The following is a 24,917-nucleotide window of genomic DNA, read 5'->3' on the forward strand; positions in this document are numbered from 1 at the left end:
GTCTCACGCGTCCTGCCGTGTTACACAGCCCCATGCCGCATGATGCTACGCGGCTATCCGCCGTGCGCCGACCGTTTCGCGAGGGTCGGTGGTCGGTAAAGGACCGTAAAGCGGGTGCAATGCGGGCAAGATACGAGTGAACTTCGCCACATCCATGACCTTCGCCGCTCTGGGCCCGCAGGTGACTCGGCAGGGCCGGGAACCGTGGGGATCGCCGGGGAACCGGGTCCCGGCCTGCTGGTTCTCGCCGCCGTGACGATGGCCGCCCCCGACCGGCCGATCGATTGGGCGAGGGGGGACGGCCTGCCGGGCGGGTACGGGGGACGCGATACGCGTCAAGTCCGTTCGGCCGGGCACCGCGCTCATTAAAACCAGGTGCCCAGGTACGCGGCCCAGGCCCCGGCCTCGGTACGCGGCCCCGGCCTCGGTACGCGGACCCAGTACGCGGCCCAGGCCAGGTACGCGGCCCTGGCCTCGGCCAGGTAGGCAAACCCGGCCAGATACGCGGCCCCGGCCTCGGCCAGCCGCCGGTGGGTGGTGTCCCACTGGGCGGCGGATCCACGATCCCGCCGTATGGCCCCTACCAGGGACGGACAGGACCGAGTGGTCGAGAAACCACACCGCTCTGCGGGACGCCGTCCGCAGACGGCAGGGACGGACAGACCCGCACCTTGCGGGACCCGGACCCGGGCCCGGACGGACCTGGACTCGGACCTTGCCGGACACCGACCCGGACCCGGATGGGAACCGGTCTCACGCGTGGCTGCGGAAGACCCTGATCGCCAGTGGTGCGAACACCACCACGAACCCCGCCGACCACAGCAGCGAGACCATAGTCGGCCAGGCGATCTCGCCGCCGATCAGCAGGCCGCGGATCGCGTCGGCCAGGTAAGTCACCGGGTTGACGTCGGACCAGGCCTTCAGCCAGCCGGGGAACGTGTCGGCCGGCACCAGCGCACTGCTCGTGAACGTCAGCGGCATCATGGTCGAGAAGGAGATCATCTGCACCTTCTCCGGGCTCGACGCCTTGAGCCCGATCAAGACCGACATCCACGACATCGCCAGCGCCACGACCACCAGCAGCGCCAGCGCCCCGAGCAGCCCCGCCACGCTGGTCGTCACCCGGAACCCGAGCACCATCCCGAACCCGACTAACAGCGCGAACGCCCACACCTGCTTGAACGTGTCGGCGATGATCCGGCCCGACAGGGGCGCTGTGCGCGCGATCGGCAGGCTGCGCAGCCGGTCGAACACGCCCTTGGTGATGTCGGTGTTGAGCCCGATCGCCGTGGACAGCGTGTAGAACAGGGCGTTCTGGACCAGCAGGCCCGGCAGGGCGAACTGCAGGTAGTCGCCGGTCGACCCGGAGATGGCACCGCCGAACACGTACGTGAACAGCAGCAGGAACATGATCGGCTGGATGCTGAGGTCGAGCAGCTCCCACGGGTTGTGCTTGATCTGCACCAGGCTCCGCCAGGCCAGCGTCATGGTCTGCCTGAGGGTGGCGCCGGGACCGACCCGGCCGGGCAGGGCCGTCGTGATGGCGGTCATGCGAGGGCTTCCTCCGTCTGCTCGTCCTCCGCGCGGTGCCCGGTCAGGGCCAGGAACACCTCGTCGAGGCTGGACTTGCGCAGCGCCAGCTCGGAGGCGACGATGCCGAGGTCGTCGAGGCGGCGGACGATGGCGGGCACCACGGCCGGGTCGCGCACGGCGGCCGTGACCATGGCGCCGGACAGGTCGGGTGCCACGTCGAGGACGTCGGTGACCACCTTGGCGACCAGGTCGAGCTGGTCCTCCCTGAGCGGCCGCACCTCCAGCACCTGGGCGCCGGTGGTGGCCTTGAGCTCGTCGGACGTGCCCGACGCGATGACCTTGCCGTGGTCGAACACCACGATGTCGTCGGCCAGCTGGTCGGCTTCCTCCAGGTATTGGGTGGTCAGCAGCACGGTCACGCCGTCGGCCATCAGGCCGCGCACGACGCCCCACAGCTCGGTGCGGCTGCGCGGGTCGAGACCGGTCGTCGGCTCGTCCAGGAACAGCACCTGCGGCCTGCCCACCAGGCTCGCCGCCAGGTCGAGCCGCCTGCGCATCCCACCCGAATAGGTCTTCGTGGCCCGGCCCCCGGCGTCGGCCAGGTCGAACCGGCCGAGCAACGCCTTCGCCCGCTCCCTCGCCTCACCTCGCGACAAGCCCAGCAGACGACCGATCATCATCAGGTTTTCGACACCGGTCAGCATCTCGTCGACCGCGGCGTACTGTCCGGTCAGCCCGATCAGCGACCGCACCTGATGCGCCTGCCGGCGCACGTCGAACCCCAGCACCGTGGCCGTGCCCGCGTCAGGCGTGAGCAGCGTGGCCAGAATGCGCACGGCGGTCGTCTTGCCCGCGCCGTTGGGTCCCAGCACGCCGAGCAGCCTGCCGGCCGGCACGGCGAGGTCCACACCGTCGAGTGCCTTGGTCTCGCCATAGTGCTTCACCAGGCCGTCTGCCTGAATCGCGTACTGCATGACCCGCCCCTCCTCCTCGGTGCCTCCACTTTGGACTACGGCACCGACAGTTTCCGGCTGGCGTTCCGGCCGGCGTCCGGCCGGCATCCGGTGCCTCTGGCCGATCACCGACGCGGGCGGGAGCCATAAGCTGGCCTCGTGACGTCTTCTGGCCCGTTGCGTGACCCCCAACACCGTGTCTCGCCCAAGGCCATCCGGCTCTGGCTCGCTGAGGCGTTGTTCGGGTTCGTGCTGCTCGTGGGGTGCTCGATCCTGGTCGCGCGGTGGGTCGGGGGGAGCGGGTGGTCGTGGGTGCCCGGCTGGTTCGCCGACGACCCGTGGCTGCTGCCCGTGGGGGTGGGCGTGCTGACCACCCCGTTCCTGGTGGCCGAGCCGTTCGTACGCTATGCCGTACATCGTTGGGAGCTGTCGGGTGATGTGGTCTACACCCGGTCGGGGTTCCTGACGCGGGAGTGGGTCTTCGTGCCGGTCAGCCGGATCCAGACGGTCGACAAGGCGCAAGGGTGGGTCGAACGGCTGCTCGGACTGGCGACCCTGGAGATCCGTACGGCCTCCCACGCGGGCTCGTCGACGATCAAGGGCCTGGACTACACGGTGGCGGCCGGGCTGGCGGAGGAACTGGCGCACCGCGCGGAGCAGCTCAGGGACGATGCCACGTGACCGATCCCCGCCCTGGCCCTCCCGCGCACCCATCGGCGCCCGAACCTCATCCCGGGCCTCCCGCGCACCCGTCGGCGCCCGAACCAGCTGATGCTGCTCGTGAGGGCTCGTTCCCGCCGGTGACCGTTCCCGCTGGGCCTGTGGAGCCCGCTCGGGTGCCGATGCGGCTGAGCCCCAAGGTGCTGCTCATCCACCCGGTACGGATGATCCCGTCGCTGATCGTCCCCCTTGTCGGGCTGCTGTTCGTGGGTGGGTTCTCCGGCATGTCGTACACCTGGGCGGCGGTCGGGGTCGGCGTCACGCTGGTCTTCGCCGTCGTCCGGTGGGCGATATTCAGCTACGAGATCGTGGGCGACCGTCTGGAGATCAAGCGTTCACTGATCAGCCGGTCGGTCCGTACCATCCCCTTGGAGCGGATCCGCGGCGTGGACGTCTCCACACCGCCCATGCACCGGCTGCTCGGTCTGGCCGTACTCAAGATCGACACTGGGGCGAGCGGCGGCGAGGAGGAGGGCAAGCTCGACGGCGTCACCCTCAAGGAGGCCGAACGCCTGAAGTCGGTCCTGCTCCGACGCACCCGCATCACCCGCCCCGCCCGGGCCGCGACGCCCGATGAGACCTCCGCCGCCGTCTCCGCCACGGATCCCGCCGCAGTCACGGTGTCCGCTGCGGTTCGTGGGGAGACGGTGGAGGCCGAGCGCGAGATCATCCGGGTGCCGTGGACCTGGTTGCTGTACGGCCCGCTGTCCGGCGCGTACCTGCTGACGCCGTTCGCCCTGGCGGGCGGCGCCGTGGGGCTGGCGTTCCAGTGGGGCGACGACCTCGGCTACGGCCGGGACGCCGCGCTCACCGTCGGGGAGTGGCTCTGGGAGCACCCCTATCTGCTGCTCGCCGTGGTGCTGCTGCTCGTGCTGGCGATGCCGTTCGTGGGCGGTGTGATGTACGCGGTGTTCAACTGGAACTTCCGCCTCATCAGCCGCGACGGCTACCTGGTGGCCGAACGCGGGCTGATCAACCGGCGCAGCGTGTCCCTCGAGGCGGGGCGCGTACGCGGCTACGAGATCATCGAGGGACTCCCCGAGCGCTGGGCGGGCGTCGCCCGGGTCTGGGCCATCGTGACGGGCCTCGGCGACTCCCAGACCCGCGGGCAACTCCTGCCGGACGTCCCGCGCGCGGTCGCCTTCCGGGTCACCGGGGAGGCCATCGGCACCTACCAGGCCGAACTCCGTCCCCACCCGCCCATCGCCCGCAACCGCCGCCTCTTCCGCGCCGTCGCCCCATGGCTCGCGCCGACCCTCGCCACCGCCCTGACGGCCCTGCTGACCGCCCAGTCGATCTGGTGGATCGGGACCGTGGTCGCTCTCCTCCTGGCAGGCTTGGGGATCCCCCTCGGCCTCGACCGGTACAGGTCTCTGGGACACGGGTACGACGGCGTACGCCTGGCGGTCCGCTCAGGCTCCCTCCGCCGCTCGCAAGCGGTGGTGGAACGCCGCGCGGTGGTGGGCTGGCACCTCAGGCAGACGTGGTTCCAGCGGCGAGCCGGGGTGTACACGCTCACCGCCGGGGTGGGAGCGGGCAAGGGCGGCTACTCGGCGATCGACGTCTCACAGTCCCAGGCGATCGACTTCCCGGCCGAAGTGACACCGGAGTGGCTGGCTCCGTTCTTGTCCAAGGAGCAGTAGGCGGGCACCTTCCGCTGCTCGCCGAGGGGGACGCCCCTGGACGTGCTGTTCTACGGTTTCGGTGCGGTCAGCCGGCGTCCTTCCGTCTGAGCCCTCGTCCTCCGCCCCCGCTCCCGTCCTCGCGCCTTCAACCTAGGCCCCGGGGCGCTCAGAGTCCCAGAGGCCCGGGAGGGCCTGCGGGGAGAGACTCCCGACAGGTCCCGCGGGGGAGATCACCGACGAACCGCCGGGCAGTGCGCGGGCGGTGTGCGCGGGTGGCGCTCAGACGGCGGTCTGTGGACGGCGCTTGGGCGGTGTGTGCGGGCGGTGTTCGGCTCAGTCCTGGCGGCGGGCGCCGAACATGATCTCGTCCCAGGTCGGCACCGAGGCGCGACGCCCCCTGGAGCCCTTGCGCGGCTGACGGGCCGCAGGGGCGGGCGGGGGAGAGGGCACCGGGACCGGGGGCTCCTCCTTGGCCGCCGGCTGCTCGGGCTTCGCGGTGTCGTCCTTGCTCGTCCTCGCGGCTGGTACGGCAGGCTCAGGCGCTGTCGGCTCAGCCTTGGCCGCCGCCGGCTCAGCCTTGGGCTCAGCGGCAGGCTCAGTGGCGGGCTCGGTTTTGGGCTCGGCCACTGCGGGCTCAGCCTTGGGCGCGGGTGCCGTGGTCGGCGCGGGTGCCGAGGACTCGGCCTTGGGCTGGGGCTTCGAGGGCTGCGGCTTGGGCTTGGGTACGGGCGCGGTCGGTACCGGCTCGGCGGTAGTCGCCTCTGTGTCGGCCTTCGCGGTCGCATCGGCCTTCGGCGCTGTGTCAGCCGTCGGGGTGGTGCCGGCCTCAGGTACGCCTGCGGCGGCCTGGGGCTCGGGAGCTGTGGGGCTGGGCTTGGGGGCCGCTGTCGTGGGCTCGGGGTCGGCGGTCAGATCGGCAGTTGGCTCGGCTGCCGACTGCGCGGCCGTCTCGGGCGCGGTCTTGGAGGCGTCCTGGTCGGTTGCCGTTGCGGGAGCAGTGGCGTCCTTTGCCGCAGGCGCGGCCTCGGTGACGGGCGGTGTGGCGGTGGTGTCCGTAGTGGCAGGGGACGTCTGCGGCGCGGCGGCGCTCTCCACGGTGGCGTCCCCCACGGTGGCGGTGCTCTCCACAGCGGTGTTCTCCGCAGCGGTGGGTCCCACAGCGGCGCTTGCCGCTGCGGCGCCAGCGGACTGCTCGACGACCGTGTCAGCGGGCTGTGGGCCGGTGACAGTCCCACCGGGCTGCGGCTCGGTGAGAGTGCTGTTGGGCTCCGGGTCGGAGGCGGCGCTGGGTGCCTCCGGTTCGGTCGCCACCTCAGTGGTGGGCGTCGACTCCACAGAGGTCTGCGCGGTGGGCGTGGGGGTCGCGGCTACGACGTCTGCCGCTTCGGCGTCTGCAGCGACGGGCTTCGCCGTGGCGGTGTCCGTGACGGCCTCTGCGACGGCGCTGCCAGTGACGGCGGTGTTCGCCAGGATGGGGTCGGCGGCGGCCGCTGCGGCATCAGCCTCGGGCGCGACGACAGACGTCACGGCGGCATCAACGTCGGGCGCGGAGGCCGGGGTCACAGGAGCAGGCGGCGCGTTGCTCTCCACCGGCTCTGTGGTGCGGTCGCCCACCGCCGGGACGCTTGCAGCCGGGCCGTCGATGGCGGGCGCATCGGTAGCTGGGCCCTGTGCGGCGGTCGCGTCGACGGCGACCGGGCTCTGCGCAGTGGGCACGTCGGCGGCCTGGCCCTCCGTTGCGGGCGCGTTGGCGGCCGGTACCTCTGTTGCGGGCGTGCCAGTAGCCGGTCCGTCTGCGGCGCGTGTGCCGGGGATCGCGTCAGGTGCCGGGGGCAGCGTGACAGCGTCTTCGGGCGCGGACGCAGTGGTACGGGTGCCCGGAGGCGTGCTCTCGCGGCTCGCCGAGGCGTAGATGGCCTCGCCGTCCCGGCCGGTCGGGCGGTCGGTCTGGCGGTCAGGCGGGCGGGGAGTGCCGTAGTCGGGCAGCCAGGACGAAGGGTCGCTGGGGCGGGTGTAGTCGGTGTCCTGCGCCGCCGACGCCGACGCCGACGCCGACGACGAGGACGATGCCGTAGGTGCTGACGACGCCGACGGATGGGTACGGTGGCCGGGCTCCTGGGCGCGGTAGCCCGTCTCCGGTGCTGACGGCTCGGTCAGGTAGCCGGTCTCCTGAGCGGGAGCACGGTAGCCGGGCACGGAGGCGGGTGGCTCCGAGCGGTAGTCCCTCCCCGGCGGGTCCGAGCGGTAGCCGGCCTCCGCCGTGCGGCTGGAGGGGTCGGCTGCGGGGGCGCGGTCGAAAGGTGCCTCTCGCGCCGGAGTGAAGGGGGTCTCACGGGACGGGGTCTCGCGGGACGGCGCGCCGTGAGACGGGGTCTCACGGGAGGGAGTCTCGCGGGACGGGACATCACGGGACGGCGGGCGGCCGTAGGGCGATTCCGTGCCTCTCGACTGGTAGCCGACCGCCGGCTCCTGCGGCTCCGGCTCGTGGCGGATCACCGACGGGAACGGCAGCGGGTCCGACGCCAGCGGCGGCACCGGCTGCAGCTTGGCCACTCGCGGCGTGAACGGCGTGACCGTGGTGTCCTCCACCACAGGGCTGGGGTCGAAGTCGGCGGCCGAGAGCCGCATCGACTCGTCGTCGTGCGGCGTGACGTGCCGCCTGCGTGGGTCGAAGAGCCACTCGGCGTGCCTGGTGTGACCGTTCCAAACGTAGCCGAGCTTGACACGCCAGAGGCCGTCGTCACGCTTGGCGGAGTCCCAGTCGATCTCGTCGGTGGGCACGCCGCGCCTGGTGAGCCGCTCGGCGACGAGATCGCCGAGCGTCGGGCCGGCTGAGGACTCTCCGGGCATGCGTACGGACACGCGCTGCGCCTGCTGGGCCACGTACTCGCGCTCCTGGAGCACGGGGCCCTCGAACCAGCGGACGCGTTCGACCGGGATGCCCGCTGTGGCGGCGATCTCCTCGGCTGTCTCTCCGGCACGAATGCGGGCCTGGATCTCCTTGGGGCGCAACGGACTCTCCACTTCGATCTCGTACTGGCCGAGACGGGAGAAGTTGCCGCGGACGGCAGCACGGAGCCGGTCGTCCACGGGAAGCGTGAACCGTGTACCCCGCCCTGCTGTCGCCAGCACGAGATAGGTACCGTCCTCACTTACCGCGACGAGTCGGAGCTCCTGCATGCGAGTCCCTTCGTCAGCGTGCTGCTCATTCTTCCCCCGGACCCTTGAGTCTCTCGCGTGTGCCGGTTGCCTGCCAGCACCGTACCCGGCATGTCCGAACATCGCCTTCCTGGGATAGCCCAGGGGCGATGTGACGCCGGTCACATTTGGTGATTCCATCATCTTCAAGGCCTGCCCGTGCGCAAAGCCCTCGACGGATTCTGGCGAATAGTGTCACGCGTCGCCGCGCACTTCAGCCAAGAGGCCAGAACGGATGGGTTGGCGCCTGGATGGAGCTCCAGGTAGCGGGCGGCGGCGCCGGCCAGGCGGGGGGCTCTGGCGGAGTACGTCTCGCCGGTGGGGGAGACCCGGCATCGGCCGGTGTCGGTGGCGGCGACGACGAAGACGCCGGACCGGGCCAGGCGGGCCATGGCGGTCCGCAGGGCCGGGGAGTCGGCGCCGTCGAGGGAGATATTGGCCACGGCGGGACCCCGGGCGTGCCTGCGTACCCAGTCGAGGCCGGCCAGGGCGTCCGACAGGCTGCCGGAGCCGCCGCAGCCCAGCACCCGTACCGACGCGACGCTCGCCTGGGGCGCAACGCCGTGCGACCGGCCGGCTACGGCGCGCGCCACCCGGGTGCCATGGCCGCCGCAGTCTTCGCCGGTACGCCCGGTGGCGTCGAAGGCCCACCAGAGCCGATCCCCCAAACCATCCGACACACGGAGAGTCTCTGTGCGACCCGACATATGGGGATTTTCCGAGTGGACTGCGCCGGTTCGGCCGTGAGTGACGCCGCTGTCCACGATGTAGACCGTGACGCCCTTCCCGGTCGCACGAGTGGCACGACGGGTGCGAGGGGCACGGGGGGGCGCGGCGGGAGGGCAGGCGGGCGGACGTGGTGAGCGGCATGGCGTGGATCTCGCGGTCGGGCTCGATCGCCACCACCCTGGGGTCCGCGCTGAGCTCCGCCAGCTCGCTCGCGTTCAGCAGCGTGGCGAAGCCGGGCAGCGCGGCGGTGTAGAAGCGGCGTACCCGCCATCGCATCTCGCCGACCAGGTCGCGGGCCCCGGCCCGGTCACGCACGGTAACGATGTACGGGCGCGTAGGCTCGGTTACCGGCGGCCGGGAGGCGAGGCCGGAGGCGGGCGCCATGGCGAGGGGGATCGCGGTGGTCACGGCCGTCGCCGCGGCCGCGGCGAGGTAGAGAGAGGGCAGGCCGATTCGTCGGGGCACGAGCGACGAGGGTGTCTGTCACACACGTCACAGGAACAACAGGACACGCCCTCGCGTCTATTCACGAGAAAGCTCTTTACCGAACGCGGGCGAGAAAGGACTGATCCGGGGGATGAGCGGCGAGCAGCGGAAGTTCGAGCTGAGCATGCCGCAGATCGCGGGAAGCGCCCTGGCGGCGGTCACGGCGGCGGTCGGAGCCTCCTACCTCGGCGTGGGGGGAACGGTGATCGGCGCGGCGCTGATGAGCGTGGCGAGCACGGTGGCCACCGCGGTCTACACGCACTACCTCAAACGTACGGGCGAGAAGGTCAAGCAGCACACGGTGATCGCCTGGCGTGACTCCGGCGCGGCGAATCCTCCGCCCGAGCGCGACGAGGGCCAGGGCGAGCTGGCGACGGCCGCGCACGCTACGGTGCGTAACCTCAGTGAGGCCGAGGGGCCGGGTGAGCCCTCGCGGCCCGGCGAGACCACGCTGGTCATGGCGCCGATCGAGGTTCCGGCGCGAAGGCGTGTGCCGTGGGCGAAGACGGGGATGGCCGCGGCGCTGGTGTTCGGGGTGAGCATGGGCGGCATCCTGACGTACCAGACCATCGCTCAGACGACCGTGCACGACCAGCTCACCGGTGGCAAGCCGGTGACCGAGCGCGGCAAGGCGCCCGCCAGGGAGAAGGAAGAGCCCGCGGTCGAGCCCCGGACGACGTTCTACAGCGACCCGGCGACGCCCAGCGCGAAACCGACCACCTCCCCGACCGCCTCGCCGACCCGCTCGTCCCAGAGCCCCACGCCGACACCCACCGGCACGGACAAGGACGCGAGCAAGGACCCCGGCAAGAACACTGTGGAGCCGTCGACCCCGTCCGCGACCACTTCGGCCCAGGACCCCGGCCGCATGACCGAAGCGCCGTCCGCCCCGACCGAGCCGCCGCAGCAGTCACAACCGGCGCAGCAGGACGAACCCGCCGAGGCGCAGTAAAAGCAGGCCCTACCCCAGCACCGTCTCCAGGTAGGCGTTGCCGAACAGCCGTCCCGGATCCAGCCGATCCCGTAGCGCCACGAAGTCCGCGAACCGCGGGTAGACCGTCCCCAGGTACGCCGCGTCCCGGGTGTGCAGCTTGCCCCAGTGCGGCCGCCCGCCCAGCCGCGTCATGATCTCTTCCACCCCGGCGAAGTAGGCGGGGTTGGGCGTGGGCCGATAGACGTGGCAGGCGATGTACGCCGACTGACGGCCGTACGCCGTGGACAGCCACGCCGTGCTGGCCGGCGTCACCCGCACCTCCACCGGGAACGTGATCCGCCACCCCATCCGCTCCACCAGCGCCCGCGTCTCCCGCAGCGCCTGACCGAGGTGCTCGCGCGGCACCGCGTACTCCATCTCCAGGAAGCGCACGTCCCGGCGTGAGGTGAAGATCTTGTACGACGCGTCCACGGCCTCGGAGTCGCCGAGCGCGGCGGCGCTGACACCGTTGATCCGCGGGATCAGTCCGGGGGATCGGGCCCCCAGCGCGCAGGCGGCGCCGAACAGCGTGTTCTCCAGGAAGACGTTGTCCAGCCAGTACTTGACCGCACCGGGCGGCCGGGCCGGGCCGGGGTCGCGGTTGTTGGTCTTGACCAGGCACGCGTCGGTGTGCGGCAGCCAGAAGAAGTCGAGATGCTCGTTGTCCGCGGTCAGGGAGTCGAGCGAGTCGAGGATGCCGCTGAGCGTCATCCGGCGCCGCCGGTTGCGCAGCAGGAAGGCGGCTTCCACCCGGAACGTCACCGAGGTCAGCACCCCGAGCGCGCCCAGCCCCACCCGCGCGGCGTCGAACAGGTCCTCCCCGGGGGCGGCCGTCACGACCGAGCCGTCCGCGAGCACCAGCTCCAGCGCCTCGACCTGGTCGGCCAGGCCGCCGCTGTCGCGCCCGGTGCCGTGCGTACCGGTCTGGATGGCTCCCGCGACCGTCTGGTCGGTGATGTCGCCCATGTTGGCCAGCGCCAGCCCGCGCGCGGCGAGCAGGGAGTTCAGCTCCCGCACCGGCGTGCCGGCGCGCACGGTGACGCGGTCGTCGGCGACGGAGGTGACGCCGGTCAGCGCGGTGGGGCGGAGCATGACGCCGTCGGTGAGGGCCACTCCGGTGAAGGAGTGGCCCGTACCGATCATGCGCAGACGGCGGCCGGCGGCGGCGGCGTCCTTGACGGCGCGTACGACGTCCTCGGTCGACGCCGGGGTACGCACCTCGGCGGGCGCGGCCGTCTGGTTGCGGGCCCAGTTCGTGAAGACCATGGCCGCCCTTGCGCTAGAGCATCTTTCGGATTAAACGTGAACGATACTCAGTTCTCCCAGCCTTCGGGAAGCGGGAAGGCGTCGCCGGGCTGCAGGTTCTGCGACTTGATGATGTCGGAGACCTTCACCAGCGTGTAGCCCCGGCTCTGCAGCAGTTGCACGAGCGACGGCATCACGTCGACGGTCTGCTTCACCCAATCGTGCATGAGGATGATGCCGTCGCGCTTGGCCACGGCCAGCGTCTGCTTCTTGATCTCCGCGGAGTTCTTGGTCGCCCAGTCGCGCGAACCGGCGGTCCACAGGATCATCGGCATGCCGAACTCGGCCGCGACCTCCGAGGTCTGGATGTCCAGCATGCCGTACGGGGGCCGCAGCAGCTTGGGCTCGACGCCCGCGGCCTTCTTGACGGCGTCCTGCGTCTTCTGGATCTCGCTCTTGATGGCGCCCGGCTCGATGGTGGTGAAGTTCTTGTGCGTGTAGCTGTGGTTGCCGAGCTCGTGGCCCTCCTTGGCCATGCGCTTGACGAAGGCGGGGCGGCTCTTCACGTACTGGCCTTCGAGGAAGAACGTCGCCTTGGCGTTGTACTTCTTCAGCGTGTCGAGGAGCGTTCCCGCGTACTTGCCCGGCCCGTCGTCGAAGGTCAGGGCGAGGCACTTGACCTGCTCGTCAGCGCAGTCCACTGCCTTCGCCTTGGCCTGGGCGACGGCGGCCGACTTGGCCGGGGCGGCGGGCTGACGGGGGGTGGCGGACGCGGTCGCCGGTGTCAGAGTGACAGCAACAGCCGCGATAGCCAAAAGTGAAGTGATTTGTCGGGACATGCGAAAGCTTTCGTTTGTGAAGGGTGTTGCGAGGGTTGTTCGACCGTAGCGGATCAGTTCCCGGCCGGTGAAGGCGCCTCGGGAAGTCTCAGCAAACCCGAACCTCCGACGCCCACGACAACAGCGACCGCCGCCGCGCCGAGCGTGAAGCCGTACGCGTTGGACGCCCCGAACGCCTCCGTCAGCCGTCCCCCGGCCCACGCCCCGATCGCCACCCCGAACCCGATCGACGTGGAGATCCACGCCAGCCCCTCGGTGAGCACCGAGGGCGGCACGAGCCGCTCGGTGAGGGAGAAGCCGGTGATGAGCGTCGGCGAGATCGCGAGCCCGGCCAGGAAGAGGCCGAAAGCCATGATCCGCGCGTCGCCGATGAACATGATCGGCAGCAGTCCCACCACGAGCACCCCGAGCGCCCGTACGAACCGGTGGCGCAGCGAGACCCGCCAGTGCCGCGACCCGAACCAGAGCCCCGACACCATCGACCCGCTCGCGATGGCGGCCAGCAGGAACCCGGAGGCGCCCTTGACCCCGTGCTCCTCGGCGAAGGCCACCGTGATCAGGTCGATCGACCCGAACACCGCCCCCAGCGCCAGGTAGACGCAGGACAGCAGGGCGATCCCCGGAATCAGGATGGCCATCCCGGCGCCGGACTCGCCCGGCCGTATCGGCGGCTGGGTGCGCCGCTGCGCCGCGAGCGCGAGGGATCCGCCGAGCATGCAGACCAGCGCCACCAGCAGTCCCATGTACGGATTGACCGCCGTGGCCAGCACGGTGACCAGCGCCGGTCCGGCGACGAAGATCATTTCGTCGGCGACGGACTCGAACGCGAAGGCCGTGTGCAGCTTGGCCGAGCCGCCGTGCAGGTGCGACCAGCGCGCGCGGACCATCCCGCCCAGGGACAGGGAGGTCGCGCCGACCGACAGCCCGGCGGCGTACAACGTCCACTCGGGCAGCCCGAAGCCCGCCGACAGCATCAGCGCGGCCAGCGAGAGCGCGTTCACGATCGAGAAGGGCACGATCACTCGGGCCTGCCCGAACCGGTCGACCAGCCGCGCGGTCAGGGGGGCGGCCACCGCGAAGGAGACGTTGGTGGTGGCGGCGACGGCGCCCGCGGTCGCGTACGACTCGGTGAGGCCGGAGATCAGCAGCACGATGCCGATGCCGAGCATGGACATCGGCATCCGGCCGACGAAGCCGGCCAGCACGAATCCCTTGATGCCGGGCCCGTTGAACAACCCCCGATAAGGCCCGACCACGCCCGTTCCTCTCCCTTGATGCGTCCCAACATTTACGCGCGCGCTGACCGGACAGCAAGTGATTTTTCCGGCAACTCGGCTAACGTGTGCCGGGTGTCCGGTCTTCCCTCGTTCCGCGCCGTCCTGATCGTGATCGCTTCGGTCATCGCCGTCTCGGTCGTGGCCGTGGGAGTGGCGCTGTCCACGCGGGACGACCTGTTCGCGAGTACGGCCGACCAGCAGCCGGTACGGAAATCGCAGAGACCGGTCCAGAAGACGCAGCCGCAGACCGCCGGTCTCGACAAGATCGTGCCCACGACCGAGCCGGTGAAGGACTTCGGCAAGGGCGGCCCCAGCGTCACCCCGACCCCGCCCCGCGTGCTGGCGATCGCCCGCGCCGAGGTGCCCAAGACCACCCGGTTCGAGCTGGCGAAGCTCAAGCACGTGCAGAAGGTCGCCATCGTCGACGCCGGCTCGGTCCGGGTGTCGGGCACCGGGCTGAACCTGCTCGCCGTCGACCCGGCCGACTTCCGCTCCTGGACGCCCAAGGCCGTCGCCGACCAGCCGGCCGTGTGGAGCGCGCTGTCCAGGGGCGAACTGGTCGCCGAGACCTCGGCCGTACGCAGGCTCGGCATGATCCTGGGCGCCGAGTACCAGGTGGACGGCGGCCCCCGCCTGCGCGTCGCGGCCTCGGCCACCCTCGGCCTGTCGGGGATCGACGGCCTGGTGGGCGCCGACATGGGCAAGGCACTCGGCCTGGCGCCGGGCGTCGCGGTCCTGCTGCACGGCAAGCCCGGCATCAGCGAGCCGGGCGTACGCAAGCTGCTCGGCAAGGGCGCCCAGGTCGTGACACTGGGCGCCCGCCCCAAGGCCCAGCCGACGCAGCCGGCCCAGCAGACGGCCAAGCCGCAGCAGCAGGTCAACGTCGGGCGGCCCAGCAGCTACCTCGACCTCTACAAAGCCTCGGCCACCCACTGCCCCGGACTGTCATGGACCGTGCTGGCGGCGATCGGCCAGGTGGAGAGCGGGCACGGCCGCAACAACGGCCCGTCGAGCGCGGGCGCGCTCGGGCCGATGCAGTTCATGCCCGCCACCTGGAAGCACTACGGGGTGGACGGCGACGGCGACGGCAAGTCCGACATCTGGAGCCCGTACGACGCGGTGCCCGCGGCGGCCAAGTACCTCTGCGCGAACGGCGCCGGCCAGGGCGGCCAGAAGCTGCGCAAGTCGATCTGGTTCTACAACCACTCGTGGGACTACGTGAACAAGGTGATGGGCATCGCCGAGGCGTACGCCCGCGCCTACACCTGACGCCCGCGCGCGTTCATGCCTGACGTCTCCGGGGCGGTGGGCAGCAGGTGAGCGCGCAGGGCTGCGGCTCGGGCTCCTCCATCAGCTCGCGGATCATGCGGACGAAGGCCGGATGGGTGCCCGCCGTCGCGGCCCGCTCCATGGGCAGGCCCAGCTCGGTGGCCACCTGCCTGGCCTCGGTGTCGAGGTCGTAGACGACCTCCATGTGGTCGGAGACGAACCCGATCGGCACGAGCACGACCGACCGGGCGTCGGTCTTGCGCAGATGGTCGCAGACGTCGGGCTCCAGCCACGGCACCTCGGGCGGCCCGCTGCGCGACTGCCACATCAGGTCCCACGGCTGGGTGCGGCCCAGCGCCTCGTTGACCAGCTCGGCGCTCCTGCGCAGCTGCGCCTCGTAGAGACCGCCGTAGGGCCCGGCGGTGCGCGCCATCGAGACCGGCACGCTGTGCGCGGTGAACACCAGCCGGGCGTCGTCGCGGCCGAGCCGGTCGAGCGCCTGCCCGACGTGGTCGGCCATGGCGGCGACGAACCCCGGATGATCCCCGAAGTGCCGCATCTTGACCAGCTCGGGACCGCCCTTGACGGAGATCCTGGCGATGTCCTCGTAGTACTGGCGGCAGCTGGAGTAGCCGGCGAACGCCGAGGTGGCGAACACCGCCGCCTTGCGGATCCCGTCCGCCTTCATCCGCTGGACGGTCTCCTCGCCGAACGGCTCCCAGTTGCGGTTGCCCCAGTAGACGGGCACATCGACCACCGGACGCAGCGCCTCGATGAGCGCGCGGTTCTGGCCGTTGATCGGGCTGACCCCGCCGAAACCCTGGTAGTGCTCGGCCACCTCCAGCAGCCGCTCCTGCGGCACACCTCGGCCCCGCACCACGTTCTCCAGAAACGGCAACACGTCCTCAGGCCCCTCGGGCCCACCGAACGACAGCACCAGCAGAGCGTCGTAGTTCCCCACGGACCCACCTTATTCCGGCGAGGGAGCGCCGCCGCCCTGAGCGGGTCTCTACGGAGCTAGGCAACTGAACAGGGTACGTTTTGTGGAGTGAGCGCATTCAACGACATTCGTGACTATGTTGCCATCCCCCGGGTTCTCTCGCTGAAGCTCTCGCCCGACGGCTCCCGGCTGATCTCCGCGGTCCAGTCCCTCAACCCCGACGGCAAGTCGTACGGCACCGCGCTCTGGGCCATTCCGATCGACGGTGAGCCGTACCGGCTGACCCGCTCGGCCAAGGGTGAGAGCGCGGCGGAGTTCACCGACGCGGGCGACGTGCTGTTCACCTCGGCCCGGCCCGACCCGACCGTCAAGGACGCCACCGACGAGGTGCCCTCGCTGTGGCTGCTGCCCCGCTCGGGCGGTGAGGCCCGGCAGGTGGCCGCCCGTCCCGGCGGCGTCGGCGCCTTCCGTACGGCCGGTGACGTGGTGGTGTTCGCCGCCGACGTGCTCACCGGCGAGGAGGCGGCCGAGGAGGAGCGCCGCAAGGCGCGCAAGGACGCCGGTATCAGCGCGATCCTGCACGAGAGCTACCCGGTCCGCTACTGGGACCACGACCTCGGCCCCGGCCACACCCGGCTGTTCGCCGCGAGGCTCGGCGCGGACCGGCTGGAGGACGTACGCGACCTGACCCCCGACCCGGGCGAGGCGCTGCGCGACGTCACCTTCGCGCTCACGCCCGACGGCGCCACCGTGATCGCGACCTGGCGTACCATCCTCCCGGACGCCGAGCTGCGGGTGGACCTGGTCGCCATCGACGTGGCCACCGGTGAGCGGCGCACGCTGTTCACCGAGGAGGGCCACGACTTCTACGGCCCGATCGCGGTCTCGCCCGACGGCACCCGCGTCGCCTGCGCGCGCGAGCGTCTGGCCGGGCTCGACGTCTCCGTCCGCATCGATCTGTGGATCGGCGACCTGGCCACCGGCGCGGGGCGTGCCTACGCACCTGACCTGTTCCCGGCGGACGTCGAGTGGGCGCCCGACTCGTCGGCCGTCTACCTCGCGGCCGACCACCGGGGCCGCCGCCCGATCTTCCGCGTGCCGCTGGACGGGGAGGTCGCCCGGCTGACCCAGGACGACGCCGCCTACCTCGGGCTCAACGCATCGGCCGACGGCCGGTTCGTCTACGCGCTGCACAGCGGCGTCGACCGCACCCACGGCCCGGCCAGGATCGACACCGCCACCGGCGAGATCACCGACCTGCCCTCGCCCGCCTCGCGCCCCGAACTGCCCGGCACGCTGGCCGAGGTCTCCGCGACGGCCGACGACGGCACCACGATCCGCGGCTGGCTCACGCTGCCCGAGGGCGCCTCGGCCGACGACCCGGCGCCGATCCTGCTCTGGATCCACGGCGGTCCCGTCGCCTCGTGGAACGACTGGCAGTGGCGCTGGAACCCCTGGATCATGGTCCAGCACGGCTACGCCGTCCTGCTGCCGGACCCGTGCCTGTCCACCGGCTACGGTCAGGAGATGATCGACCGCGGGTGGGGCAACTGGGGTCCGCGTACCCTGGCCGATCTCGACGCGATCGTGGACGTGGTCGTGGCCAGGGACGACATCGACGGCGAGCGGATCGGCGCGATGGGCGGCTCGTACGGCGGCTACATGGCCAACTGGATCGCCGGCCACAGCGACCGCTACAAGGCCATCGTCACCCACGCCGCCCTGTGGAACCTCGACCAGTTCGCCGGCACCACCGACGCGGCCCAGTACTGGCAGCGCGAGATGGGCGAGCCCGGCTCCGAGCGGTACGCCAAGCTCTCCCCGCACCACGGGCTCGACAGCATCACCACCCCGATGCTCGTCATCCACGGCGACAAGGACTACCGGGTGCCGATCGGGGAGGCGCTGCGCCTGTGGTGGGACCTGCAGCGCCGCAACGTCGAGTCGAAGTTCCTGTACTTCCCCGACGAGAACCACTGGATACTCAAGCCCGGCAACGCCGTCGCCTGGTACGAGACCGTGCTGGCCTTCCTTGGCCAGCACGTCCTCGGTCAGGAGTGGAAGCGCCCGGACTCGGTGGCGTGATGACCGATCCGCAGGCACTGCTCGACCTGGCCGAGGACATCGCGCGCGAGGCGGGCGACATGCTGCTCGCCAAGCGGCCCACGATGTCGGAGGTCGTCGAGACCAAGTCCAGCCCCACCGACGTGGTCACCGCCCTGGACACGGCGTCGGAGCGGCTCATCCGCGCCCGCGTCCTGGAGGCCAGGCCCGGCGACAGCGTGCTGGGGGAGGAGGGCGGCGAGGCCGCCGGTGACTCCGGTGTGCGCTGGATCGTCGACCCCATCGACGGCACGGTCAACTTCCTGTACGGCCTGCCCGAGTGGGCGGTGTCGATCGCCGTCGAGGTGGGCGGCGAGATCGTCGCGGGCGTGGTGAACGTGGTGCCGCGCGGCGAGGTGTTCACCGCGGCGCGCGGCCGGGGCGCCTGGCTCGGCGGCGAGCGGCTGCGCTGCAACACCGGCGTGCCGCTGCCGCAGGCGCTGGTCGCGACCGGCTTCGGCTACCTGCGCGAACGCCGGGCCGTGCAGGCCCAGGTGCTGGCGTCGGTGCTGCCGCGGGTACGCGACATCAGGCGCGGCGGCTCGTGCGCCGTCGACCTCTGCTCGGTGGCCTCGGGCCGGGTGGACGCCTACTACGAGCGGGGCACCAACTACTGGGACTTCGCCGCGGCCGGGCTGATCGCGACCGAGGCGGGGGCCAGGCTCGGCGGGCTGAACGGCAGGCCGCACAGCAACGACTTCGTGCTCTGCGCGGCGCCGGGGCTGTTCGACGAGCTGCACGACCTGCTCGTACCGCTGGATCCCCAGCGCGACGCCTGACGGCGCGTGGACCCCCAATACGGCGATCCCAACACGGCGCGAAAACGGCCGGAGCCCTTGCCCAGGGCTCCGGCCGTTTCGTCACACGAGGTGCCGATCAATGAGGCAACGGGACGCCGTTGTCATCCGCTATGCGGCGCAGGTCCTCGATCTCGGCGGTGAGGGTGTCGGCGAGGTAGTCGTCGCCGGCGCACCGGGCCTCCCGAAGGCCCTTGTAAGCCTGGTCGAGGCGGCTTTCGATCGTGGTCGTGAACTCGCCCATCTCACCTACTCTCTTCAGGGGTTGCGGGGTGAAGAGCGCCCACCGCTCGTGGGGAAGCCAAAAGAGGCACACGGCGATGGGTGTTCAGCAGGCATACCCCGGCCCATCGCGTACCGAAACATGAATTTGGCTGTGCCTTGCGGCACACATGCTCTGACATGCCTTACCGTGCGCTTATCGCAGGTGTGGGCAGAATGAAGCAGCGGATCCGGAGAGAGGTGCCAGTCGTGCGAGTGCTGGTTGTAGAGGACGAGCGGGTGCTCGCCGATGCGATCGCGACCGGTCTGCGGCGCGAGGCCATGGCGGTGGATGTGGCCTATGACGGGGGCGGCGCGCTGGAGCGCACCTCCTACATCGACTACGACGTGATCGTCCTGGACCGCGACCTGCCGGTCGTGCACGGGGACGAGGTCTGCCGCCGGCTGGTGGAGCAGCGTACGTCCTCGCGCATCCTGATGCTGACCGCGTCCGGCGACGTCGACGACAAGGTGGAGGGGCTCGGCCTGGGGGCCGACGACTACCTGGCCAAGCCATTCGTCTTCGTCGAACTGGTCGCCCGGGTGCGGGCGCTCGGCCGCCGGTCGGCGCCGGCCCTGCCGCCCGTCCTGGAGCGGGGCGGGATCCGGCTGGACCCGGGCAAGCGGCTGGTCGAGCGTGAGGGCAAGGAGGTCATCCTCACCAAGAAGGAGTTCGCGGTCCTGGAAGAGCTGATGCGGGCGGAGGGCGCCGTCGTCAGCCAGGAGGATCTGCTGGACAAGGCGTGGGACGAGAACATCGATCCGTTCACCAACGTGGTGCGGGTGACGATGATGACCCTGCGCAAGAAGCTGGGGGATCCGCAGGTGATCGAGACGGTGCCCGGAGTGGGATACAAGTTGTGACTCAACGGCCGGAGCGCGAGGCGATGCCGACGCATCCGATGATCAGCCCGCACTCGGAGCGGGCCGTGGCGCGGGGGGAGCAGGCGCCGCCGCCGAGCGGCCAGCCCGTCTGGGACGGCCCGCCGCCACCGTCATACGCCCGGCCGCAGCGGACCACGATGGACGTGGTCAAGGCGCTGCCGGGCAAGGTGAGCATCCGATGGAGGCTCACCATCGCTTACGGCTCGCTGTTCTTCGTGGCCGCGGCGGTGCTCCTCATCTCCATGTACGTCATCGTCGGCACAGCGATCAACGTTGTGTGGCCGGAAATCAACACCGACAACATCGACGCCATCGACGCGGCCATCGTCCACGCGCGCTGGTACGCCGCAAAGGACCAGACCGTCGCCAGCGCCCGCGACGCGATGCTGCAGAGCTCCTTGATGGCGCTGGCGGGCGTCGGCATCCTCGCGGTGATCCTCGGTTACTTCGTCGCCGACCGGGCGATGCGGCCCGTGAGCCAGATGACGGCCACGGCCAAGAAACTCTCCGAGAGCACCCTGGCCCATCAGCGCATCGACCTGGAGGGCCCGGACGACGAGCTGAAGGAGCTGGCCGACACCTTCGACGCCATGCTCACCCGGCTCAACATCGCCTTCGACACCCAGCGAAGGTTCGTCGCCAACGCCTCGCACGAGTTGCGAACTCCGCTCACGATCAACCGGACGGTCCTGGAGATCGCCCTGTCCGATCCCGAGGCGTCACAGGACCTCAAGGCGCTCGGCCGTACCCTGCTCGAAGTCAACGCGCGCAACGAGAAGCTCATCGAGGGACTGCTGCTGCTCGCCAGGAGCGAACGCGAGCTGGCGGTACGCAAGCCGCTGGACGTCAAGGACGTCGCCCAGACGGCCGTTGAGCAGGTGACCCCATTCGCCGAAGATAACGGCGTAACCATCACCACCGAACTGGTCAGCGCGCCTACCATAGGCGATCCGGTGCTCTTGGAGCGGTCCGTCAGCAACCTGCTCGAGAACGCCGTCAAGTACAACATTCCGGAAAACGGAAAAGTATGGATCCGAACGGGAATGGTAGACGGTGCACTGGTTGTTCAGGTGGCCAACACGGGGCAGCATGTCCCTGCGTACGAGGTGAACAGCCTGTTCGAGCCCTTCCGGAGGCTCCACGCGGATCGTGTGGATTCGGCGAAGGGATCTGGTCTTGGGCTGTCCATCGTTCGCGCTGTTGTGCAGGCGCACGGCGGAAATGTGACCGCCGTGCCGCGGGAGGGCGGAGGACTTGTGGTGACCATTCGGCTGCCGAGCCGCTGATCCGGCGTGTTGCACCACGGCGGGCGTCTCGTTCTCGCCGCACATGTGGTTGGATGTGCCGTCGAACACGGTGGGGCATGCCGCCAAGGCTGTGGGTTTCGCCATATTTGGCTAACCATTGCCGACGGCAGCGGGTCCTGACGTGTTGGGAGGTTCATGGTTCCTTCCTGCTGGGTACCGATGCAAAAATTCCCCCGGCAGAACGGGCACAAGATGAGGCTCCCGGGCGTTAGAAGACGCGCGATGAGCGCGAAGACGTATAGATGAGGGGGATGGAGCAAGCACGATGGCTACCGATTACGACAGCCCGCGCAAGACGGACGACGACCTGGGGGAAGACAGCCTCCAGGAACTCCAGGCGCGGCGCACCGACAAGTCGTCGGGCAGTATCGACATCGATGAGACCGATCTGGCCGAGTCGCTCGAACTACCCGGTGCCGACCTGTCGAACGAAGAGCTCAGCCTGCGCGTGATTCCGCGCCAGGCGGACGAGTTCACCTGCTCGCGTTGCTTCCTCGTGCACCACCGCAGCCAGCTGGCGTCCGAGAAGAACGGCCAGCAGGTGTGCCGGGAGTGCGCCGCCTGACGAAGGAGGAGGCTCCGCGTGGCCGCACCTGAGAAGGACAGGCAACCAGGCGACGAGATCGCCGACCCCGATAAAGAGGTCGGCGAGCTCGTAGGCCGGCTCGCCGACTCCGGTGAGCTGGAGCCGGCCGAGCGGCGACGGCTGCTCGGCCGTCTAGCCCGCGCTCTGGCCTCCGGCGCGCGCAAGACGCGTGAGACCGGAGTGGGGCGTGGACGCTGGCTGGCGGATGTGTTCATGAACATCGCGCCCCGCATCCCCATCAGAGACCTTCACACCCTCTCCGAGCACCACCACGGCCTGACCGGCGAGCAGCTCGCCGACGACCTGGTGCGCACCGCCCAGAAGGCGACCATGACGGTCGGCGCCATCGGCGGAGCGCTCGCCGCGGCCGAGTTCGCGGCCCCACCCCTCCTCCTCTCCGCTCCGGCCCAGCTCGTCGCCGAGACCATCGTGGTGGCCGCCATCGAGGTCAAGCTGCTGGCCGAGCTCCACGAGGTCTATGGCGTACGCGTCTCGGGCACCGGCACGCAGCGCGCGGCCGTCTTCGCCGCGGCCTGGGCCAAGCAGCGCGGCGTCGACCCCCTCGCGCCCGCCTCCGTCACCCTCGCGCTCGGCGCGGCCACGAAGACGGCCCTGCGCAACCGCCTCATGCGTACCCTCGGACGCCATCTGACCACGCTGGGCCCGTTCCTCACCGGCGCGGTCGCCGGCGGCGCGCTCAACCGGATGGCGACCAAGAAGCTGGGCGAGGCCATCCGCGACGACCTGCGCGGCAAGCTGCCGCCCGGCCGCCGCTCGCCGGAGGTCCGGCCTTAGAACGTTTGCGTTGGGACGCCCGCTCTGGGACGACCTCCGCTGGCCTAGCGGTCCCGCTCGTCGATGACTCGCCGGAGTTTGCCCACTGAGCGCTCCAGCGTCTCCGGGTCCACCACCTCGACCTCGACCTGTACGCCGATCGTGTCCTTGACGACCCTGCGCAGCGTCTGCCCTGCCTCTGCGCGGGCCTCTGTGCCCTCCTCCAGGCCCGGTCGCGCCTCGACCCTGACCGTCATCACGTCGAGCCGCTCCGGGCGGGTGAGCCGTACCTGGAAGTGCGGCGACAGCCCCGGCACGCGCAGCACGATCTCCTCGATCTGGGTGGGGAAGACGTTCACCCCGCGCAGGATGATCATGTCGTCGGTACGGCCCGTCACCTTCTCCATCCGCCGGAACGCCGGCCGCGCGGTGCCGGGCAGCAGCCTGGTCAGGTCGCGGGTCCGGTAGCGGATGATCGGCAGCGCCTCCTTGGTGAGGCTGGTGAAGACCAGCTCGCCCGACTCGGCGGGGGCCCCGGTGAACGGGTCGACGGTCTCGGGGTAGAAGTGGTCCTCCCAGACGTGCAGGCCGTCCTTCGACTCCACGCACTCGTTGGCCACGCCCGGCCCCATCACCTCGGACAGTCCGTAGATGTCGACGGCGTCCAGGTCGCAGCGGTCCTCGATCTCGGCGCGCATCTCCTCGGTCCACGGCTCGGCGCCGAAGACGCCGATACGCAGCGAGCACGCGCGGGCGTCCAGGCCCTGCCGGTCGAACTCGTCGAGCAACGCCAGCATGTACGACGGCGTGACCATGATGACGTCCGGCCGGAAGTCGGTGATCAGTTGTACCTGGCGGGGCGTCATGCCGCCGGAGACCGGTATCACCGTGCAGCCCAGCCGCTCGGCGCCGTAGTGGGCGCCCAGGCCGCCGGTGAACAGGCCGTAGCCGTACGAGATGTGCACGATGTCGCCCGGCCGCCCGCCCGAGGCGCGGATCGAGCGGGCCATGACCTCGGCCCAGACGTCGAGGTCGTTCTTGGTGTAGCCGACCACCGTGGGCTGCCCGGTGGTGCCGCTGGAGGCGTGCACCCGCGCCACCCGCTCCCGTGGCACGGCGAACATGCCGAAGGGGTAGCAGTCGCGCAGGTCCTGCTTCGTGGTGAAGGGGAACTTCACCAGGTCGCCGAGCTCCTTGCAGTCGGCTGGGTGAACGCCATGCTCATCAAACTTTTGCCGATATTTCGGGACATTTTGGTATGCGTGGTGGAGTGTCCGTTGGAGGCGCTCGAATTGGAGGGCCATGAGCTCGTCGCGCGAAGCCCGCTCGATCGGGTCGAGGTCGCCGGGCTGAGGGGCGGCGCCGAGTCTCATCTCATCTCCTTGCTGCGGCCGCGGAACTCCGCGACCACCTCACCGTCGGCCTTCTTCACCGTGATGTCGTAGATGCCACTGCGGCCGTAGCGGGTACGTTCGGCGGCCTCGGCCGTCAGCACGTCACCCATGCGGGCCGGCGCCACGAAGGTGATCTCCGCCCCCGCCGCGACCGTCACGGGGCCGTGGCTGTTGCACGCGCAGGCGAAGGCGGTGTCGGCCAGCAGGAAGACGTAGCCGCCGTGGCACAGCGCGTGCCCGTTGATCATCCGCTCGGTGACCTCCATCCGGCACACCGCCCGCCCGGCCCCCAGCTCCGTCAGCTCGATCCCCAGGGCCGCGGAGGCGGTGTCGGCGTCCATCATGCGCCGCGCGCTCTCCAACGCAGGTCTCCCTCGCTCAACTGACCGACTGTTCGGTAAATACTCCACCGCCCACCCTGATCTCTGTCAAGAGACGACCGAACCCCCGCCACCCGCCCTCCGATACCCACGACCTCCCCGCCACCCGACCCGGCTGCCCGACGCCGCCGCCCGCTCCCCCCAACGCCACCCGTCCCGGCTGCCCGACGCCGTCACCTGCCCCCGCCGTCCGCCCCGGCCGCCCGCCGCCCGGCGCCGCCGGCGGGGCCCGATGGCCGTAGCGCCGTCCGACTCCCGCCGGGCCGTCGTTTTCCTCGCCCCCGGCAGGGGCGTCCCTCCCAAGGGCTCAGCCACCACGGACCGTCCTTTTCCCTCCCCCGAAGGGGGTTTCTCTCCAAGGACCTCAGCCACCACCGACCGTCACACGGACCGAGACGGTCGTGTGACGAAGCTCACCGGGGCCACCGCACTAGGAGATATGTGCGATTCGCGTTTGTTTGTGCAGGTCCTGGGCAAGGTCACTACGGCGCCGCTCGCCGTGCGTGAGTTCGCGGCATTGGACCGCTCCCGAGTCCTGGTAAAGACCCTGGGCGCGGAAGCGGGGCGAGGTCTGGATGGTCAGGCCGGCCGCCCATGTCGTCGCGATCATCTCCCAGGCGGAGCCCCGAGCGGGTGGCCGCCA

21 protein-coding genes and 2 pseudogenes are annotated in these 24,917 nt (G+C 70.6%); 10 read left to right on the forward strand and 13 right to left on the reverse strand.

What is annotated here, in order from left to right; all coding sequences use genetic code 11:
• Nucleotides 1-753 precede the first annotated feature (753 nt).
• The gene (locus tag AB0B64_RS06380) at nt 754-1,551 is read right to left on the reverse strand and encodes an ABC transporter permease (protein WP_357940786.1); all 798 of its coding nucleotides are present in this window, start codon (nt 1,549-1,551) and stop codon (nt 754-756) included.
• A complete protein-coding gene (locus AB0B64_RS06385; RefSeq protein WP_357940788.1) occupies nt 1,548-2,507 on the reverse strand; it encodes an ATP-binding cassette domain-containing protein in 960 nt (319 codons plus the stop codon). The genes AB0B64_RS06380 and AB0B64_RS06385 overlap by 4 nt, the downstream gene beginning before the upstream one ends.
• A 138-nt stretch (nt 2,508-2,645) precedes the next feature.
• Here AB0B64_RS06385 and AB0B64_RS06390 point away from each other — a divergent pair, with 138 nt between their 5' ends.
• Nucleotides 2,646-3,167 (forward strand): PH domain-containing protein, encoded by a 522-nt coding sequence (locus tag AB0B64_RS06390; protein ID WP_357940790.1) that lies wholly within the window; start codon nt 2,646-2,648, stop codon nt 3,165-3,167.
• Between the two features lie 161 nt (nt 3,168-3,328).
• Nucleotides 3,329-4,849 carry a PH domain-containing protein gene (locus tag AB0B64_RS06395; RefSeq protein ID WP_358175960.1) on the forward strand — a complete coding sequence of 507 codons (1,521 nt, stop codon included), beginning with the start codon at nt 3,329-3,331 and terminating at the stop codon, nt 4,847-4,849.
• Between the two features lie 315 nt (nt 4,850-5,164).
• Here the strand turns inward: AB0B64_RS06395 and sepH are convergent, their stop codons facing one another.
• The 3 genes and pseudogenes from sepH to AB0B64_RS06410 all read right to left on the reverse strand — a co-directional run.
• Entirely contained in the window at nt 5,165-8,011 is a 2,847-nt protein-coding gene (gene sepH / locus AB0B64_RS06400; RefSeq protein WP_358175141.1) for a septation protein SepH, read from the reverse strand.
• Nucleotides 8,012-8,175: 164 nt separating this feature from the next.
• Nucleotides 8,176-8,805 (reverse strand): annotated as a pseudogene (locus AB0B64_RS06405) (S8 family serine peptidase); the annotation flags it as partial.
• Between the two features lie 154 nt (nt 8,806-8,959).
• A pseudogene (locus tag AB0B64_RS06410) lies at nt 8,960-9,142 on the reverse strand (hypothetical protein); the annotation flags it as partial.
• A gap of 193 nt (nt 9,143-9,335) precedes the next feature.
• Between AB0B64_RS06410 and AB0B64_RS06415 the strand changes: the two are divergent.
• Entirely contained in the window at nt 9,336-10,196 is an 861-nt protein-coding gene (locus tag AB0B64_RS06415) for a hypothetical protein (RefSeq protein ID WP_358175144.1), read from the forward strand.
• Between the two features lie 9 nt (nt 10,197-10,205).
• Here the strand turns inward: AB0B64_RS06415 and AB0B64_RS06420 are convergent, their stop codons facing one another.
• The 3 genes from AB0B64_RS06420 to AB0B64_RS06430 all read right to left on the reverse strand — a co-directional run bounded on the left by AB0B64_RS06420 (nt 10,206) and on the right by AB0B64_RS06430 (nt 13,557).
• Nucleotides 10,206-11,483: a D-arabinono-1,4-lactone oxidase gene (locus AB0B64_RS06420; protein WP_358175147.1), complete on the reverse strand. Its 1,278-nt coding sequence runs from the start codon at nt 11,481-11,483 to the stop codon at nt 10,206-10,208.
• Between the two features lie 47 nt (nt 11,484-11,530).
• Complete coding sequence (locus tag AB0B64_RS06425; protein ID WP_357940799.1) at nt 11,531-12,277, reverse strand: polysaccharide deacetylase family protein; 747 nt, start codon at nt 12,275-12,277, stop codon at nt 11,531-11,533.
• Nucleotides 12,278-12,354: 77 nt separating this feature from the next.
• Nucleotides 12,355-13,557: an MFS transporter gene (locus AB0B64_RS06430; RefSeq protein WP_357940802.1), complete on the reverse strand. Its 1,203-nt coding sequence runs from the start codon at nt 13,555-13,557 to the stop codon at nt 12,355-12,357.
• A gap of 93 nt (nt 13,558-13,650) precedes the next feature.
• Between AB0B64_RS06430 and AB0B64_RS06435 the strand changes: the two genes are divergently transcribed.
• On the forward strand, nt 13,651-14,847 hold the full coding sequence (locus AB0B64_RS06435) for a lytic transglycosylase domain-containing protein (protein WP_357940804.1): 1,197 nt from the start codon (nt 13,651-13,653) through the stop codon (nt 14,845-14,847).
• Nucleotides 14,848-14,860: 13 nt separating this feature from the next.
• Here AB0B64_RS06435 and AB0B64_RS06440 read toward each other — a convergent pair whose 3' ends face one another.
• Nucleotides 14,861-15,808, reverse strand: a complete 948-nt coding sequence (locus AB0B64_RS06440; protein ID WP_358175150.1) for a ferrochelatase — start codon at nt 15,806-15,808, stop codon at nt 14,861-14,863.
• An 87-nt stretch (nt 15,809-15,895) separates the two neighbouring features.
• Here AB0B64_RS06440 and AB0B64_RS06445 point away from each other — a divergent pair, with 87 nt between their 5' ends.
• Nucleotides 15,896-17,872 (forward strand): S9 family peptidase, encoded by a 1,977-nt coding sequence (locus AB0B64_RS06445; protein WP_358175153.1) that lies wholly within the window; start codon nt 15,896-15,898, stop codon nt 17,870-17,872.
• Nucleotides 17,872-18,669: an inositol monophosphatase family protein gene (locus tag AB0B64_RS06450; protein ID WP_358175156.1), complete on the forward strand. Its 798-nt coding sequence runs from the start codon at nt 17,872-17,874 to the stop codon at nt 18,667-18,669. The genes AB0B64_RS06445 and AB0B64_RS06450 overlap by 1 nt, the downstream gene beginning before the upstream one ends.
• Nucleotides 18,670-18,766: 97 nt before the next feature.
• Here AB0B64_RS06450 and AB0B64_RS06455 read toward each other — a convergent pair whose 3' ends face one another.
• Nucleotides 18,767-18,931: a hypothetical protein gene (locus AB0B64_RS06455; protein WP_358175158.1), complete on the reverse strand. Its 165-nt coding sequence runs from the start codon at nt 18,929-18,931 to the stop codon at nt 18,767-18,769.
• Nucleotides 18,932-19,158: 227 nt separating this feature from the next.
• On the opposite strand from AB0B64_RS06455, the gene AB0B64_RS06460 reads away from it, so the two are divergent.
• Complete coding sequence (locus tag AB0B64_RS06460) at nt 19,159-19,812, forward strand: response regulator transcription factor (protein WP_225289202.1); 654 nt, start codon at nt 19,159-19,161, stop codon at nt 19,810-19,812.
• A 1-nt stretch (nt 19,813) separates the two neighbouring features.
• On the opposite strand, the gene AB0B64_RS06465 is transcribed toward AB0B64_RS06460, so the two are convergent.
• Nucleotides 19,814-19,984, reverse strand: coding sequence for a hypothetical protein (locus AB0B64_RS06465; RefSeq protein ID WP_358175997.1), 171 nt, complete (start codon nt 19,982-19,984; stop codon nt 19,814-19,816).
• Between AB0B64_RS06465 and AB0B64_RS06470 the strand changes: the two genes are divergently transcribed.
• The 3 genes from AB0B64_RS06470 to AB0B64_RS06480 all read left to right on the forward strand — a co-directional run bounded on the left by AB0B64_RS06470 (nt 19,971) and on the right by AB0B64_RS06480 (nt 22,521).
• On the forward strand, nt 19,971-21,119 hold the full coding sequence (locus tag AB0B64_RS06470; RefSeq protein ID WP_358175963.1) for a HAMP domain-containing sensor histidine kinase: 1,149 nt from the start codon (nt 19,971-19,973) through the stop codon (nt 21,117-21,119). The genes AB0B64_RS06465 and AB0B64_RS06470 overlap by 14 nt on opposite strands.
• A 286-nt stretch (nt 21,120-21,405) precedes the next feature.
• On the forward strand, nt 21,406-21,705 hold the full coding sequence (locus tag AB0B64_RS06475; RefSeq protein WP_020542847.1) for a DUF4193 domain-containing protein: 300 nt from the start codon (nt 21,406-21,408) through the stop codon (nt 21,703-21,705).
• Between the two features lie 18 nt (nt 21,706-21,723).
• Nucleotides 21,724-22,521: a hypothetical protein gene (locus tag AB0B64_RS06480; RefSeq protein ID WP_357940814.1), complete on the forward strand. Its 798-nt coding sequence runs from the start codon at nt 21,724-21,726 to the stop codon at nt 22,519-22,521.
• A 44-nt stretch (nt 22,522-22,565) separates the two neighbouring features.
• Here the strand turns inward: AB0B64_RS06480 and paaK are convergent, their stop codons facing one another.
• A complete protein-coding gene (gene paaK / locus AB0B64_RS06485; RefSeq protein ID WP_358175161.1) occupies nt 22,566-23,873 on the reverse strand; it encodes a phenylacetate--CoA ligase PaaK in 1,308 nt (435 codons plus the stop codon).
• Nucleotides 23,870-24,238, reverse strand: coding sequence for a hydroxyphenylacetyl-CoA thioesterase PaaI (paaI, locus tag AB0B64_RS06490; protein ID WP_225289841.1), 369 nt, complete (start codon nt 24,236-24,238; stop codon nt 23,870-23,872). Before paaI ends, paaK begins: the two co-directional genes overlap by 4 nt.
• Nucleotides 24,239-24,917 lie beyond the last annotated feature (679 nt).

The organism is Nonomuraea sp. NPDC049129 (assembly GCF_040648495.1).
In the GTDB taxonomy this organism is placed as follows: Bacteria; Actinomycetota; Actinomycetes; order Streptosporangiales; family Streptosporangiaceae; genus Nonomuraea.

Excerpts from the sequence above, each read along its gene's own strand:
- sepH (WP_358175141.1), bottom strand. The coding sequence starts at position 8,011 with ATGCAGGAGCTCCGACTCGTCGCGGTAAGTGAGGACGGTACCTATCTC.
- paaI (WP_225289841.1), bottom strand. The coding sequence starts at position 24,238 with ATGATGGACGCCGACACCGCCTCCGCGGCCCTGGGGATCGAGCTGACG.
- AB0B64_RS06420 (WP_358175147.1), bottom strand. The coding sequence starts at position 11,483 with ATGGTCTTCACGAACTGGGCCCGCAACCAGACGGCCGCGCCCGCCGAG.
- AB0B64_RS06455 (WP_358175158.1), bottom strand. The coding sequence starts at position 18,931 with ATGGGCGAGTTCACGACCACGATCGAAAGCCGCCTCGACCAGGCTTAC.
- AB0B64_RS06475 (WP_020542847.1), top strand. The coding sequence starts at position 21,406 with ATGGCTACCGATTACGACAGCCCGCGCAAGACGGACGACGACCTGGGG.
- AB0B64_RS06470 (WP_358175963.1), top strand. The coding sequence starts at position 19,971 with ATGGACGTGGTCAAGGCGCTGCCGGGCAAGGTGAGCATCCGATGGAGG.
- AB0B64_RS06450 (WP_358175156.1), top strand. The coding sequence starts at position 17,872 with ATGACCGATCCGCAGGCACTGCTCGACCTGGCCGAGGACATCGCGCGC.
- AB0B64_RS06395 (WP_358175960.1), top strand. The coding sequence starts at position 3,329 with ATGCGGCTGAGCCCCAAGGTGCTGCTCATCCACCCGGTACGGATGATC.
- AB0B64_RS06380 (WP_357940786.1), bottom strand. The coding sequence starts at position 1,551 with ATGACCGCCATCACGACGGCCCTGCCCGGCCGGGTCGGTCCCGGCGCC.
- AB0B64_RS06385 (WP_357940788.1), bottom strand. The coding sequence starts at position 2,507 with ATGCAGTACGCGATTCAGGCAGACGGCCTGGTGAAGCACTATGGCGAG.
- paaK (WP_358175161.1), bottom strand. The coding sequence starts at position 23,873 with ATGAGACTCGGCGCCGCCCCTCAGCCCGGCGACCTCGACCCGATCGAG.
- AB0B64_RS06415 (WP_358175144.1), top strand. The coding sequence starts at position 9,336 with ATGAGCGGCGAGCAGCGGAAGTTCGAGCTGAGCATGCCGCAGATCGCG.